Below are 14,006 nucleotides of genomic sequence, written 5' to 3'. Positions count from 1 at the left end.
CCGCGCTATTGGGCTTTGCCTCGGCGGTCCTGGCTTACAACGTTTTGTCGGTTCTCAAGCGTAGCGTTGAGCAGGCGCACCGCGAAACGCAGCCTGAGGGTTGGGAGGTTTCGATTTTCCACTTGGCGGTGCATGTTCGTAGTGATTATCAAGGCTTGCAGATCGCATTGCCTGCGGAAAATTTCCCTCTTGAAAAGACCCCGCAAGGGCTGGCAGAGCGGTTGCTGGCCCTGGCGAGGTTGATCAAACCCAAGTCCGTCGCGAAAAGCCCTCGCGGTCCTAAAGTCGCCAAGCCCAAGGAATGGCTTGAAGGTAAGGCGGCACGGGCGCATGTCTCAACAGCTAGGGTGCTTAAGGCGGCCAAGTCGGATAAACGGACTTAAACATGTTTTTAAACAAGGCTTTAAACACAGACCTTGAAAGGGATGGCTCTTACAGCGGGTCACTTTTGAAAAGCGCAAAAGTAACCAAAACGCTCTGCCCCGCCTGTCGGCACCTCGCCTAGGCTCGGTGTTCCCTCACTCCGGTATTGCTCCGCGGGCCGCCGCGACGGGCCATCCATGGCCCGGCGCGGCTAAACCGGCGTCCTGCCGGTTTACCCGCTCCGCAATACCTGCGTTCGGCCTCGGGCTGAATGGGGCAGCCAGATCAAAAGCAGATCAAAAGCAAGAGCACAGCGGCCTACCGGCCGGCTTGCTTCTCTGTAGGAGCGAGCTTGCTCGCGAAAAACCTGAGGGCGCCGCGTTGAATCAGGATGCCAGCGTCATCGTTAACGACCTTCGCGAGCAAGCCCGCTCCCACATTTGGACCGTGCCCGCTTCTGGTTTTGCTGTTGCTGTTGCTGTTGCTTCACCACACTCAAGCCGGCCTGTAGGCCGCTGTGCCCTTGATCTGCTTTTGATCTTGATCTTAGGCGCCCCGTTAAACCACGCTGGCCGAACGCAGGCAGTACGGAGCGGGTAAACCGGCAGGACGCCGGTTTAGCCGCGACGGGGCAGGGACGCCCCGTCGCGGCGGCCCGCTTCGTGCTGCCGGAGTGCGGGCACACCGAGCCTAGGCGAGGTGCCGAGTGGTGGGGCAAGAGCCCTTTTGGTTACTTTTGGGGCTCTTTTCCAAAAGTGACCCGCTGTAAGAGCGGAACCAATACCAGCCATCACCCAAATAACGGATATGTACACCACCCAAAAAAGCCCTACCGCAGGGCCCCCCAAACCTGCCGATACCGCTCCACCCCCTGACCCGTCTCCCGCACCAAAACCACCTCGATCCCCAGCGGTTCATCCCGCCGATTCCCACTCAACTGCCGCCACCCCTTATCCCAAACCCGCACCTGCAAATCCCTGACCTGCCCAAGCACCGCCACCGCATCCCTGGGCGCCGGCAGCGGATACCGATCCCGCGCCGGTGCCGCCGCGCGATACAGCGTGTCCCCCTTGAGCCACCACCGCACCCGCTGCAACCCATCCCCAGGAACCGGAGCACTCCGGATCACCTCCAACCGAAACCCCTTGCTATCCGAACTCCTCACCGACACCGCCGCCAACCCCCCAGGCTTCGGCGCCTCATCCCCAACCGGCGGCCCCAACTCAACCCCCGCGCGCAAACTCAGATCCAGCTGCATCTGGTTCAGCGCCCGCAACAAGGTCTCAGTCTGCTCACTGCTGGCCTGCAAATGCTGGTCAGCCCGGGTCACACTGTCCAGCCCGCGCCAGGCAATCACACTGACCACCGCCATCAACATGATCGCCACCATCACCTCAATCAGCGTAAAACCCTTCTGATCACTCATGACTCACCACCCGCAACAACCCCGCCGCATTCCGTTGCAGACTCAGGCTGTGCTGCCCATCCGACAGCACCACCCGCATCGGCGGATTCACCCATTCAGCATCCAGCACCAGGTTCTTCCCAGGCTCGATGCGCACCTGCATCGGCGTGCTGTCCCAGGCCCGCGGACGCAGTTGCTGATCGCCACTGAAGTCCTCCAACCCCAGCCCATCATCCGTAACGCGGCTGAAGCGAAACCCCTTGGCATCCGCCTTCCAGGTAATCGCCCGGCCATCCGCGTGAGCCTCGGCCTGGGCCACCTGCAGCAACTGGCTCAGGCGTTCCGCATCCTTGCGCAGCAGGTGCAGCGGATCAGGCTTGATGCTCAGGCTGATGGCCGCACTGGCGATGCCGATGATCACCAACACCACCATCAACTCGATCAACGTGAAGCCCTGCTGTTTCATTTTTTGCTCCCTGATCAACCGCTGAAATAAAAAGGTGCGAATTGCCCTGTAGCCTGAGGCAACGGACAAACAGGAGGTCCCGCCCATGGCATTCGCCCATCGTTTTTCACCCGCCCATGGCGTCCAGGCTTTGGCGTTGTTAGCGGCGCTGGCAGGGGTGGCGACCTGGACGCCGTTGCTGCTCACGTCGGCCGAGTCCCACACCCCGCAAGCCGCACCCCAGGCACTGGCCGCCCGCAGTGACAACCCTGCCGTGCAGTGGTTTTCGAATACCCCGGCGGTGATGCAGATCAAGGTCTCCGGGGTGCTCGCCGGGGCCCGTGGCGCAGTGGCGATCCTCAGTCTCAACGACGGGCCGCCCCGCAGCTTTTTGTTGGGTGAGCGGCTAAGTCCCGGCGTGCGGTTGACGGCCATTGAAGGCGATAGCGTGGAGATCGAACGTGGTACTGAAAAAATCCGCGTGCCCCTCGACAAGTTGCCCGACGGCCCGGCCTTGCCAAGCCTCATTCGGCAGTAACCGGGCGCTTCACCGGCGGGCGCCCCATCAAGGTTTCCAGGCGCGCCAGGGGCGGCGCTTCACGGGTCGCGTCCAGCACTTGCACGCTGACCTGGAACAAGCGCCCATCCGGTCCGTTGCTGATGGTCTGTTCGCAACGCAGTTTCAGCCGGCCCTGGTCGCAATCGAAGGTCTTGCGCCCGGGGTTTACCCGACCTTCCAGGCGCAGTTCCGCCAGGCGACTCTGGGCCGCCAGCAGCGCCATCGATTTGTCCCGCAGCAGGCCGTTGCTGGTGGTCATCAACCCGGCCACGCGCACGGCTGCGGCCATGGCCACGGCGATGATCGCCAGTGCCACCAACACTTCAATCAGGGTGAAACCTTGCTCGTTACGGGGGCCGCCCATGGCGTACTCAAAACCGGGAGTCAGGCCCGCAGACTAGCCCCCGCAGTTGACCGATTGGCGACCAAAGCTCCCGAGGATTTTCAACATGACTGACATGTGTTCTTGCAACACTGCGCCACGAAATGCACTCAAGCCAAGGAATGTCGAGATGGATATCGCACACTTCACCTCCCCACGCAGGCAGCGTGGCTTCACCCTGATCGAGATCATGGTGGTCGTGGTGATCCTGGGGATTCTGGCGGCGCTGGTGGTGCCCAAGGTGCTCGATCGCCCGGACCAGGCGCGGGCCACGGCTGCCAAACAGGACATTGGCGGGCTGATGCAGGCCCTGAAACTCTACCGCCTCGACCACGGCTCGTATCCCAGCATGAACCAGGGCTTGAAGGTGCTGGTGGAGCGCCCGGCAGACGCGAAAAGCAGCAACTGGCGCGCCTACCTCGAACGCCTGCCCAACGACCCGTGGGGCAACCCTTATCACTACCTCAACCCAGGGGCCAACGGCGAAGTGGATGTGTTCTCCCTCGGCGCCGACGGGAAACCCGAGGGCGACGGCGTGAATGCCGATATCGGCTCCTGGCAGTTATAAGGCCGGCGATGAACAGCCATTCGCCCCCAGCGGCGAAGCAGCGCGGCATGGCGATTATCAGCGCCTTGCTGATCGCGGCCGTGGTCGCGGTGATTGCCGGTGCGATGCTCACCCGGCAGACCGTGTTCACCCGCAGCCTGGAAGCCGAACAACTGCGTATCCAGGGGCAATGGTTGTTGAATGGCGGCCTGGAAACCAGTCGCCAGATCCTTTGGGACGCACGCCGCCAGGACGTCTTGACCCGGCTCGATCAACCGTGGGCACGCCCCCTCGGCGGTGCTTTCGAGGGGCGGATTGAGGATGAGCAGGGCAAGTTCAACCTGCGCAACCTGGTGACCCAGCAACACCCGGACGCCGTGCAATTGCAGAGCTTCGAACGCCTGTGCCAATTGATCGGTATCGACCCGGCCGTGAGCCGCCGCATCAGCCGGCGGGTGATCGACTCATACGACCAGCGCGAGGTCAGCACCTCACTCACCGGTGGTTTCAACAGCAGCCGGGATACCTCGCCCGGTGCAGCGGCGCCATTGATTCCAGCCAAGTACCCGATGCTGCGCAGCCTCACCGACCTCAGCGCTATCGAAGGCCTCGACCCGCGCCAGCTGCGACGCATGGCGAGCTACGTCAGCGTGCTGCCCGGCAATACCTGGGTCAACGGCAATACCGCCAGTGCCGAAGTGCTCAGTAGCGTGGTGCCGGGGCTCAGCCTGTCGCGGGCCCAGGCACTGGTGGCCGAGCGTGACGGCGGGCGCTGGTTTATCAATCGCGGGGATTTCGTCAACCGGTTGCGCATGCCACAGGTCGCGGTGGACACGGTGCAGGTGGGCATCACCAGTGAGTGGTTTCGCGTGCTGGGCCAGGCCCGTCGCGAGCAGCGTCGGGTAACGCTGGAGGCGTTGCTGTATCGCCCCGAAGACCGTCAGCCCCAGGTGATCTGGTCGCGGGTGGGCGTATGAAGCGTTTGCGCATTGCGTTGCCGCCGCTGGATCAACTCACCACCGAGAGCCCGGTGCAGTTCGCCTGGCTGGACCGCGCCGGGCAGGTCAGTCAGCAAGGCGAGAGCAGCCTGGCGCAACTGGCGAATAACCCGGCGGCGTTTTTCCTGCACCCGCGGGACAGCCTGCTGACCAGCCTGGAGCTGCCGCAATTGCCCTCCGCCAAGGTCGACGACGCGGTGACCTGTGCGGCCCAGGCATTGATCCTTGGCCCGGTGGAATTGATGCATGTGGCCCACGGTCCCCGGGAAAGCAGCGGCCTGGTGCAGGTGGGCTGGTTGCCCAAAAGCAGCCTTGAACACTTGGGCCGGATAACCACCCAGCTGAAAATCAAAGTGCGCGGGCTGTACCCGGCGCCGTATGCGTTGCCGGTCGGCGAGCAACCGAGCGCGGCATTCAGCGACGGGCATTTACTGCTGCGCCTCAGTGTCCAGCAGGGTGCGGTGCATCCGTTGGGACAGCCCGCGCTGGATGATCTGCTGGCCACCGGCGTCGATGTACATCAAGTGACAGGCGATGCCCGTTGGCGTGGGCCATTGCCGGGCTGGGGGTTGCACGGTCGGCTTCAGCAGGCGGCAACCGGAGGCTGGGGCAGGGCGGCGGCGTGCACAGCGCTGGCGGTCGCCATCTGGACCCTGGGACTGAACCTCTACGCCGCCCGCCAGGTCGACGAAGGCCAACGCCTCAAGGCGCAGATGAACCAGCAAGTGCGCCAGGCCTTCCCCGAGCTGCCGGTAATTCTCAACCCGCTGCAACAAGCCCGTCAGCAATTGGCCGCACGCCAAAGTGGCGCTGCGAACGAGCCTGGTCAACGCTTCACCGGCTTGCTCGCGCTGGCGGGCAGCAGCCTGCCGTCCATGGCGGGCGGCGTCGAGAGCCTGACCTACGAAAAAGGCCGTCTGCAGGTGAGCCTGCTGCCCGACACCCGCAGCCCGGCGCTGGCGGCTGACGGGCAGGCGCTGCTGGCCCAGGCCGGGTTCGGCGCCACCCGCGACGACCAGGGCTGGACCGTCGGCCCGCTCGCCGAGCGCGTTGAAGCCGATACAGACGATGCGGACGACGAGGCCGAAGATGAATAAGCGCTGGCAGCTTCTGCGCAGCCAGGCCCAGGTGTTCTGGAATGGCCTGGCCGTACGTGAAAAACGTCTGCTGGTGGGTGCCGGTCTGGTGCTGGCGTGTCTGTTGACCTGGTTGCTGTTGATCCAGCCACCGCTGAAGAAGATCGATTACTGGCAAGCCGAAACCCCGAAACTGCGCAGTCAGGCCGAGGCCTTGCAGGTGCTGCTGCAAGGCGTCGCGGCAACCCCGCGCAGCAATGACCTGGAAACCGCCTTGCACCAGTCCCTCGACAACGCCGGCTTGCAGGGCCGCTATCAATTGCAGGCGCAGGACACCGGCAGTTGGAGCCTGACCCTCGAGGAGGCCCCGGCGGATGCCGTGATCGACTGGCTGCTGGCCAACCCCCGGCCATTCTCCCTGGACGTCTCCGAGGCCCGCCTGCAACGCGCAGGCGCTGCCACCCCTTCAAACTCGGCCGGCGCTTTGTCCGGGACCGTTCGCATGGATCAGGCGCCTGGCGCTAAGGAAGCTTCATGAAGTGGTCATTGCCCAACGCTGCGCCTTACCGCAAGGTCGCTCCTTTGCTGTTGCTGGCGCTGGGAGCGTGCAGCAATCCCCAATCGCCCACGCCGCTGCTGGTGGACAGCGAACTTGGCCAACCCCTGGCCGACACCCGGCGCAGCGGCGACACAGCGTTGGACCGCCAGCGCGAACCGGTGCCGCCACCCCGAGTGCAACACCCGGTGACCAACAGCGCCCGCAGCCACGCCGCCGCCCCGGCCAAGGCGCGCAACCCGCTGGGTGATCAACCGGTGCAACTGAACTTCGTCGACGCCGACATCCAGGCCGTGGTGCGCGCCTTGTCCCGCGCCACCGGCCAGCAATTCCTGGTGGACCCACGGGTGAAAGGCAACCTGACCCTGGTCAGCGAGGGCCAGGTACCGGCGCATCAGGCCTACGACATGCTGCTGGCGGCGCTGCGCATGCAGGGCTTCAGCGTGGTCGACGTGGGCGGCGTGGCTCAGGTGGTGCCGGAGGCAGACGCGAAGCTGTTGGGCGGGCCGATCTACAGCGGCGCCAACCCGGGCGGGCAGGGCATGCAGACCCGCACCTTCCGCCTGCAATACGAAAACGCTGTGAACCTGATCCCGGTGCTGCGCCCCATCGTGTCGCCGAACAACCCGATCAACGCCTACCCGGGCAACAACAGCATCGTCATCACCGACTACGCGGAAAACCTCGCGCGAGTGGCGCAGATCATCGACGGCATCGACACCCCGAGCGCCATCGACACCGACGTGGTGAAAGTGCAGAACGGCATCGCCGTGGACATCGCCGCCATGGTCTCGGAACTCCTCGAAACCCAGGGCGCCGACCAGACCCAGAAAATCAGCGTGATCGGTGATCCGCGTTCCAACTCCATCATCATCCGCGCCGGCAGCCCGGAGCGCACCGAGCTGGCGCGCAACCTGATCTACAAGCTGGACAATGCCCAGAGCAACCCGAGCAATATGCACGTGGTGTACCTGCGCAACGCCCAGGCCGGCAAGTTGGCGCAGTCGCTGCGGGGCTTGCTCACTGGCGAAAGCGACACCGGTACCAGTGACAATGCACGGGGCAAACTGAGCAGCATGGGCGGCAACACCCAGACCGGCCAGGGCAGCCCCCAGAACAGCAGCGGCACCCCCACCGGCAGCGGCACTGCCCAGCCCAGCGGTTACGGGCAAGACACCAGTGCCGCCGGTGCTTCCTCCTCCAGCGACCAGAACACCGCGTTCAGCGCCGGTGGTGTGACGATCCAGGCGGACGCCACCACTAACACCCTGCTGATCTCCGCGCCGGACCCGCTGTATCGCAACCTGCGTGAGGTGATCGACATGCTCGACCAGCGTCGTGCCCAGGTGGTGATCGAGAGCTTGATCGTCGAGGTAAGCGAGGACGATGCCAGCGAGTTCGGGGTGCAGTGGCAGGCGGGGAATCTGGGTGGGAAGGGTGGCTTTGGTGGAGTGAACCTGGGTGGCAGCGGCTTGAATGGAACGCCTACCAGCAAGACCAGCATTGATGTGCTGCCCAAGGGTTTGAACATCGGGCTGGTGGACGGCACGGTGGATATTCCGGGGATTGGCAAGGTGCTCGATCTCAAGGTGTTGGCCCGGGCGTTGAAGAGCAAGGGCGGGACCAATGTGTTGTCGACGCCGAACCTGCTGACTCTGGATAACGAGGCGGCGAGTATTTTTGTGGGGCAGACGATTCCTTTCGTCACTGGCAGTTATGTGACCGGTGGCGGCGGGACCAGCAATAACCCGTTCCAGACGGTACAGCGGGAGGAGGTGGGGCTGAAGTTGAACGTACGGCCGCAGATTTCCGAGGGTGGGACGGTGAAGCTGGATATTTATCAGGAGGTCAGCAGTGTCGACACGCGGGCTTCGGTGGATGCCGGGACGGTGACGAACAAGCGGGCGATTGATACGAGTATTTTGCTGGATGACGGGCAGATCATGGTGCTCGGCGGGTTGTTGCAGGATGGGTACAGCCAGAGCAATGACGCGGTGCCGTGGTTGTCGGATATTCCCGGGTTGGGGGCGTTGTTCCGGAATGAAAAGCGCGGTGTGACGAAGACGAATTTGATGGTGTTTTTGCGGCCTTACATTATTCGCGACAGTGGGGCGGGGCGCAGTATTACGCTGAATCGTTATGAGTTTATGCGCAGGGCTCAGGGTGGGTTGCAGCCGGAGCGCAGTTGGGCGATGCCGGATGTGCAGGCGCCGCAGTTGCCTTCGGTGGATAAGGCGATTCCTGATTTGGGGCCTCGGGCGGTGATTCGCGTGGTGCCGCGGTGATTTGGGTTTTGGATGGGGGGTATATCCGTTGCTGCGGTAACGGCCACTTAGGGTTCCGCTCTTACAGCGGGTCACTTTTGGCAAACGCCCCAAAAGTAACCAAAAGGTCTTTGCCCCACCACTCGGTGCCTCGCCTGGGCTCGGCATGCCCGCACTCCGGCCCGATTCCGCGGGCCGCCGCGACGGGCCATCCATGGCCCGGCGCGGCTAAATCGGCTTCCCTGCCGATTTACCCGCTCCACCGTGCCTGCTTGCGGCCATCGTGGTTGACGGGGCCCGCAGATCAAGATCAAAAGCAGATCAAAAGCAAGAGCACAGCGGCCTACAGGCCGGCTTGAGTGTTAGAAGCAGAGGCAAGATCCAGAGCGAAAACAGAGCCGCTTTTCTGTAGGAGCGAGCTTGCTCGCGAAAAACCTGAGAACGCCGCGTTGAATCAGGATGCCATCGTCATCGTTAACGACCTTCGCGAGCAAGCCCGCTCCCACATTTGGACCGTGCCCGCTTTAGATTCTGATTTTGCTGTTGCTGTTGCTTCACCACACTCAAGCCGGCCTGTAGGCCGCTGTGCCCTTGATCTGCTTTTGATCTTGATCTTAGGCGCCCCGTTAAACCACGCTGGCCGAACGCAGGCTTTGGACCGTGGGTAACCCGGCAGGACGCCGGGTTAGCCGCGCTGGGCCAAGGATGGCCCATCGCGGCGGCCCACGCTCCAAAGCCGGAGTGAGGGCACTCCGAGCCTAGGCGAGGAGCCGAGTGGTGGGGCAAGAGCGTTTTGCTTACTTTTGCGCTTTTCAAAAGTGAGCCGCTGTAAGAGCGGAACCAATCGAAGCCGTTACCGAAGGAATGGATATGTACACCGCCAAACGAAGCCAAAAAGCATGAGCCTCCTGCCTTACGCCTGGGCCAAATCCCAACGCATCCTCCTCCACCCGGGAACCCAGGGCCCGACGCTGACCATCTGCCCCTCAACCCCCGGCTGGTCCATCAGCGAAGTCCACCGCCAATTCGGCCAAACCCACCTCATCCAGGTGCGCGACGACGAACTCGACGGCCTCCTGGCCAGCGCCTACGCCGACACCGGCAGCGCCGCCGCCGTGGTGGGCGCCGCCGAAAACGAAGTCGACCTCGACCGCCTCATGCAAGACATCCCCGAAATCACCGACCTGCTCGACACCCAGGACGGCGCCCCGGTGATCCGCATGATCAACGCCTTGCTCACCCAGGCCGCCCGCGACGAGGCCAGCGACATCCACATCGAACCCTACGAAACCCACTCCGTGGTGCGCTACCGCGTCGACGGCACCCTGCGTGATGTCGTGTCCCCGCGCAAAGCCCTGCACGGCGCCCTGGTCTCACGCATCAAGATCATGGCCCAACTCGACATCGCCGAAAAACGCCTGCCCCAGGACGGCCGCATCGCCCTGCGCGTGGCCGGTCGTCCCATCGACATTCGCGTCTCCACCGTGCCCACCGGCCATGGCGAACGCGTGGTGATGCGCCTGCTGGACAAACAAGCCGGCCGCCTGCAGCTGGAAACCCTCGGCATGGACCCCGCCGTGCTCGGCAAACTCGACAGCCTGATCCGCCAACCCCACGGCATCGTGCTGGTCACCGGCCCCACCGGCAGCGGCAAAACCACCAGCCTCTACGCCGCCCTGGCAAGGCTGGACGCGAGCACCAGCAATATCCTGACCGTCGAAGACCCGGTGGAATACGACCTGCCGGGCATCAGCCAGATCCAGGTCAACGCCAAGATCGACATGACCTTCGCCCTGGCCCTGCGCGCAATCCTGCGCCAGGACCCGGACATCATCATGATCGGCGAAATCCGCGACCTGGAGACCGCGCAAATCGCCGTCCAGGCCTCGCTCACCGGCCACCTGGTACTCGCCACCCTGCACACCAACGATGCCGTTTCAGCGGTCAACCGCCTGATCGACATGGGCGTCGAACCGTTCCTGCTGGCCTCATCCCTGCTCGGCGTATTGGCCCAGCGCCTGGTGCGCCGCCTGTGCCCGCACTGCAAGCAGGAAGACCTGGCCGCACCCGGCACCTGGCGACCGGTCGGCTGTGCGCAGTGCAACCAGACCGGCTACAGCGGGCGTACCGGCATCCATGAATTGTTCTGCATCGACGACGAACTGCGTGGCCTGATTCACCAGGGCGCCGGCGAACAAGACCTGAGAGCCGCCGCACGCCGCGCCGGCATGTTCAGCATGCGCGAAGACGGCGAACGCTGGGTGCGCAGCGGCGCCACCGCCCCCGAAGAAATCCTGCGCGTAACACGGGACGCCTGATGAACCGATACCGCTACGAAGCCGCCGACGCTACCGGCAAACTGGAGTCCGGGCACCTTGAGGCCGACAGCCAGAGCGGCGCCTTTGCCCACCTGCGCAGCCGTGGCCTGACGGCCTTGCGGGTGCAGATCGAGAGCAACAACCCGCAAGCCGGCGGCAGCAGCCGGTTCGGTGCCAAGCTCTCGGACAACGACCTGGCCTGGGCCACGCGGCAGCTGGCGAGCCTGCTCGGTGCGAGCTTGCCACTGGAGGCGGCGTTGAGTGCCACGGTGGAGCAAGCCGAGAAAAAACACATCGCCCAGACCTTGAGTGCGGTGCGCGCCGATGTGCGCAGCGGCATGCGCCTGGCCGATGCATTGGCCGCGCGGCCCCGGGATTTCCCCTCGATCTACCGGGCGCTGATCGCGGCGGGGGAGGAGTCCGGCGACCTGGCGCAAGTCATGGAGCGCCTGGCCGATTACATTGAGGAACGCAACAACCTGCGAGGCAAGATCCTCACGGCGTTTATCTACCCGGGCGTGGTAGGGCTGGTGTCCATCGGCATTGTGATTTTCCTGCTCAGTTACGTGGTGCCGCAGGTGGTCAGCGCGTTTTCCCAGGCTCGCCAGGACCTGCCAGGGCTGACCCTGGCGATGCTCAACGCCAGTGACTTTATCCGCGCCTGGGGCTGGCTGTGTTTTGCCGGGATCGTGGGCGGTTTCTGGAGCTGGCGCCTGTACCTGCGTAACCCCGTGGCGCGGTTGAACTGGCACAGCCGGGTGCTGCGCTTGCCGCTGATCGGGCGTTTTGTGCTGGGGCTCAATACCGCACGGTTTGCCTCGACCCTGGCCATTCTCGGCGGGGCGGGTGTGCCATTGTTGCGGGCGCTGGAAGCAGCGCGTCAGACGCTGTCCAACGACCGCCTGAGCCAGTGCGTCACGGACGCCACTGCCAAGGTTCGCGAGGGCGTCAACCTGGCGCCGGCGCTGGCGGTGGAAAAGGTCTTTCCGCCGGTGCTGATCCACCTGATCGCCAGCGGCGAAAAAACCGGGTCGCTGCCGCCGATGCTTGAGCGTGCGGCGCAAACATTGTCCCGGGATATCGAGCGTCGGGCGATGGGCATGACGGCGTTGCTTGAGCCGTTGATGATCGTGGTGATGGGCGCCGTTGTGCTGGTCATCGTCATGGCCGTCCTGCTGCCCATTATCGAAATCAACCAACTGGTGACCTGACTGCTGACGAAACGCGGTCAAAAAATGTGGGAGCGGGCTTGCTCGCGAAAGCGGTGGATCAGTCGGCACATGTGTTGACTGACACACCGCTTTCGCGAGCAAGCCCGCTCCCACATTTGAACCGCATTTCTTCAACACTATGTTCTTGCGCCTGACACGCGGGTCCCAACCTCGGGTTCCTCATTCTGTCATCTGCCCAACCCCGCCACACGGCCCGTAACGCCTCCAGCCCGGTACTCGAAATCCGCGCTGAAATCCCGCTGTCACCTCACCGCCAAACCGTCCAGAAGCATGACCAAAACACCCGAGAATCTTTTTAAAAATCAAGCCGTTCCTCCCGAGGTTTTTTCCTTTTGCTGTCATCGGATGCTGCGAGATTTCATACCCATGGCCTCACCCCTCGCTACCCCCGAACCACGGCACGGGAACGAAGCCATAGCGTCATCTACCCCAACGTACAAACACGACGAAAGGAGCTTCTTCATGTTTAAGCGCAACGTTCTCGCGGTATCCATGACCCTCGCTGCACTGTGCTCGGCCCAGGCGGCTATGGCTGACGTCAACGGCGGCGGCGCCACCTTGCCGCAACCGCTGTACCAGACCTCCGGCGTATTGACTGCCGGTTTCGCCCCGTACATCGGTGTGGGCAGCGGCAACGGCAAGGCTGCCTTTCTGAACAACGACTACAGCAAGCTGGACGCCACCGTCACCGGCAAGAACGTGCACTGGGCAGGTAGCGATTCCAAGCTGTCCTCAACCGAGCTGAGCAACTATGTGTCTGCCCATGGCGCTGCCTGGGGCCCGCTGATCCAGGTGCCTTCGGTGGCCACTTCGGTTGCCATTCCGTTCAACAAAACCGGTACAGCCGGTACGAAAGTCAACCTCAGCGTCAATGACCTGTGCGGTGTGTTCTCGGGTCGCTTGACCACCTGGGACCTGATTCCCAATTCCGGCCGCACCGGCCCGATCACCGTTATCTACCGCAAAGAGAACAGCGGCACCACCGAACTGTTCACGCGCTTCCTGAACGCCAAGTGCAGCCCGGCCCTGGAAGGCGGCACCTTCGCCGTGACCCAGGCCTTCGGCAGCAGCTTCTCCGGCGGCTTGCCGGCGGGCGCCCTCAACCCGTTGCAACAAGCCAACCCGGCCGGTGGTTTCTTCACTGACACCAGCGCTGGTGTCATGAGCACGCTGAATGCCGCTGAAGGTCGCGTCACTTACATGAGCCCGGATTACGCAGCAGCTACCTTGGCCGGTCTGGATGACGCCACCAAGGTTGCCACCGTTGCCGGTGTTTCGCCTGCTCCAGCCAACGTGTCGGCGGCCATCGGTGCTGTGGCGGTACCTGCCATCGCCAACCGTACCCTGCCAAACAACTGGGTCCCTGTGTTTGCGGCTACCACCAGCGCTACCGACCCAAGCGTAGTCGCCTACCCAAGCACCGGTTACCCAATCCTGGGCTTCACCAACGTGGTGTTCAGCCAGTGCTACGCCGACGCTAACCAGACCTCCCAGGTCCGTACATTCTTCACCCGTCACTACAACACCAGCGCGTTCAGCAGCAACGATGCGGCCATCCGCAACAACCGCTTCGTGCCACTGCCAACCACCTGGAAAACCGCGATCAACGACACATTCCTCACCGCCAGCAGCAACCTGAGCATCGGCAACGCCAACATCTGCAACGCCATTGGTCGTCCGCTGTAAGCCAAGCGTTCAACCACCCCGCAACACCGATCAGCAACGGCCTGCGCCGTTGCTGATTTTTTTGCGCTAACAGCCTCATGTGAACTTTCGATGACAGAAGTTCAGTCGCGCCCCTCGCCAACCGCCTAACCCTCATACATGAGCGTGTCTTGCCCCCGGGCGATTACAAATAAGG

Annotated in this window: 12 protein-coding genes and 1 pseudogene; 10 read left to right on the top strand and 3 right to left on the bottom strand. The window is 63.4% G+C overall.

Annotated features, from left to right (window positions below; all coding sequences use genetic code 11):
- Window positions 1–383: pseudogene (locus tag HBJ59_RS14485) on the top strand (IS4 family transposase); the annotation flags it as partial.
- 809 nt (window positions 384–1,192) lie between these two features.
- Here HBJ59_RS14485 and HBJ59_RS14480 read toward each other — a convergent pair.
- Together HBJ59_RS14480 and HBJ59_RS14475 are read right to left on the bottom strand one after the other, a co-directional pair.
- A complete protein-coding gene (locus HBJ59_RS14480) occupies window positions 1,193–1,789 on the bottom strand; it encodes a type II secretion system protein GspJ (protein ID WP_076016369.1) in 597 nt (198 codons plus the stop codon).
- Entirely contained in the window at window positions 1,782–2,234 is a 453-nt protein-coding gene (locus HBJ59_RS14475; RefSeq protein ID WP_167663940.1) for a GspH/FimT family pseudopilin, read from the bottom strand. The genes HBJ59_RS14480 and HBJ59_RS14475 overlap by 8 nt, the downstream gene beginning before the upstream one ends.
- Window positions 2,235–2,319: 85 nt before the next feature.
- Between HBJ59_RS14475 and HBJ59_RS14470 the strand changes: the two genes are divergently transcribed.
- On the top strand, window positions 2,320–2,751 hold the full coding sequence (locus tag HBJ59_RS14470; protein WP_167663939.1) for a type II secretion system protein N: 432 nt from the start codon (window positions 2,320–2,322) through the stop codon (window positions 2,749–2,751).
- Here the strand turns inward: HBJ59_RS14470 and gspI are convergent.
- On the bottom strand, window positions 2,738–3,136 hold the full coding sequence (gspI, locus tag HBJ59_RS14465) for a type II secretion system minor pseudopilin GspI (RefSeq protein WP_167663938.1): 399 nt from the start codon (window positions 3,134–3,136) through the stop codon (window positions 2,738–2,740). The genes HBJ59_RS14470 and gspI overlap by 14 nt on opposite strands.
- 148 nt (window positions 3,137–3,284) lie before the next feature.
- On the opposite strand from gspI, the gene gspG reads away from it, so the two are divergent.
- The 8 genes from gspG to HBJ59_RS14425 all read left to right on the top strand — a co-directional run bounded on the left by gspG (window position 3,285) and on the right by HBJ59_RS14425 (window position 13,831).
- Window positions 3,285–3,722 (top strand): type II secretion system major pseudopilin GspG, encoded by a 438-nt coding sequence (gspG, locus tag HBJ59_RS14460; RefSeq protein WP_167663937.1) that lies wholly within the window; start codon window positions 3,285–3,287, stop codon window positions 3,720–3,722.
- 8 nt (window positions 3,723–3,730) lie between these two features.
- Window positions 3,731–4,678 carry a type II secretion system minor pseudopilin GspK gene (gspK, locus tag HBJ59_RS14455; protein WP_167663936.1) on the top strand — a complete coding sequence of 316 codons (948 nt, stop codon included), beginning with the start codon at window positions 3,731–3,733 and terminating at the stop codon, window positions 4,676–4,678.
- On the top strand, window positions 4,675–5,796 hold the full coding sequence (gspL, locus tag HBJ59_RS14450) for a type II secretion system protein GspL (protein ID WP_167663935.1): 1,122 nt from the start codon (window positions 4,675–4,677) through the stop codon (window positions 5,794–5,796). Before gspK ends, gspL begins: the two co-directional genes overlap by 4 nt.
- The gene (gene gspM / locus HBJ59_RS14445) at window positions 5,789–6,313 is read left to right on the top strand and encodes a type II secretion system protein GspM (protein WP_167663934.1); all 525 of its coding nucleotides are present in this window, start codon (window positions 5,789–5,791) and stop codon (window positions 6,311–6,313) included. Before gspL ends, gspM begins: the two co-directional genes overlap by 8 nt.
- Window positions 6,310–8,616 (top strand): type II secretion system secretin GspD, encoded by a 2,307-nt coding sequence (gene gspD / locus HBJ59_RS14440; RefSeq protein ID WP_167663933.1) that lies wholly within the window; start codon window positions 6,310–6,312, stop codon window positions 8,614–8,616. Before gspM ends, gspD begins: the two co-directional genes overlap by 4 nt.
- An 878-nt stretch (window positions 8,617–9,494) precedes the next feature.
- Complete coding sequence (gene gspE / locus HBJ59_RS14435) at window positions 9,495–10,913, top strand: type II secretion system ATPase GspE (RefSeq protein WP_167663932.1); 1,419 nt, start codon at window positions 9,495–9,497, stop codon at window positions 10,911–10,913.
- Window positions 10,913–12,124 carry a type II secretion system inner membrane protein GspF gene (gspF, locus tag HBJ59_RS14430; RefSeq protein WP_167663931.1) on the top strand — a complete coding sequence of 404 codons (1,212 nt, stop codon included), beginning with the start codon at window positions 10,913–10,915 and terminating at the stop codon, window positions 12,122–12,124. The genes gspE and gspF overlap by 1 nt, the downstream gene beginning before the upstream one ends.
- A gap of 483 nt (window positions 12,125–12,607) precedes the next feature.
- Window positions 12,608–13,831 carry a substrate-binding domain-containing protein gene (locus tag HBJ59_RS14425; protein ID WP_167663930.1) on the top strand — a complete coding sequence of 408 codons (1,224 nt, stop codon included), beginning with the start codon at window positions 12,608–12,610 and terminating at the stop codon, window positions 13,829–13,831.
- The last annotated feature ends 175 nt before the right edge of the window (window positions 13,832–14,006 follow it).

It is taken from the genome of Pseudomonas sp. AN3A02 (assembly GCF_011765255.1).
In the GTDB taxonomy this organism is placed as follows: Bacteria; Pseudomonadota; Gammaproteobacteria; order Pseudomonadales; family Pseudomonadaceae; genus Aquipseudomonas.
The sequence above is the reverse complement of the archived record's forward strand: the minus strand, read 5'-3'. Positions and strand labels throughout refer to the sequence as shown.

What these genes read in the sequence shown, in the direction of transcription:
- gspE (WP_167663932.1), top strand. Translation starts at nt 9,495, where the DNA reads ATGAGCCTCCTGCCTTACGCCTGGGCCAAATCCCAACGCATCCTCCTC.
- HBJ59_RS14470 (WP_167663939.1), top strand. Translation starts at nt 2,320, where the DNA reads ATGGCATTCGCCCATCGTTTTTCACCCGCCCATGGCGTCCAGGCTTTG.
- HBJ59_RS14425 (WP_167663930.1), top strand. Translation starts at nt 12,608, where the DNA reads ATGTTTAAGCGCAACGTTCTCGCGGTATCCATGACCCTCGCTGCACTG.
- gspI (WP_167663938.1), bottom strand. Translation starts at nt 3,136, where the DNA reads ATGGGCGGCCCCCGTAACGAGCAAGGTTTCACCCTGATTGAAGTGTTG.
- gspL (WP_167663935.1), top strand. Translation starts at nt 4,675, where the DNA reads ATGAAGCGTTTGCGCATTGCGTTGCCGCCGCTGGATCAACTCACCACC.
- gspK (WP_167663936.1), top strand. Translation starts at nt 3,731, where the DNA reads ATGAACAGCCATTCGCCCCCAGCGGCGAAGCAGCGCGGCATGGCGATT.
- gspG (WP_167663937.1), top strand. Translation starts at nt 3,285, where the DNA reads ATGGATATCGCACACTTCACCTCCCCACGCAGGCAGCGTGGCTTCACC.
- HBJ59_RS14480 (WP_076016369.1), bottom strand. Translation starts at nt 1,789, where the DNA reads ATGAGTGATCAGAAGGGTTTTACGCTGATTGAGGTGATGGTGGCGATC.
- gspM (WP_167663934.1), top strand. Translation starts at nt 5,789, where the DNA reads ATGAATAAGCGCTGGCAGCTTCTGCGCAGCCAGGCCCAGGTGTTCTGG.
- gspD (WP_167663933.1), top strand. Translation starts at nt 6,310, where the DNA reads ATGAAGTGGTCATTGCCCAACGCTGCGCCTTACCGCAAGGTCGCTCCT.
- HBJ59_RS14475 (WP_167663940.1), bottom strand. Translation starts at nt 2,234, where the DNA reads ATGAAACAGCAGGGCTTCACGTTGATCGAGTTGATGGTGGTGTTGGTG.
- gspF (WP_167663931.1), top strand. Translation starts at nt 10,913, where the DNA reads ATGAACCGATACCGCTACGAAGCCGCCGACGCTACCGGCAAACTGGAG.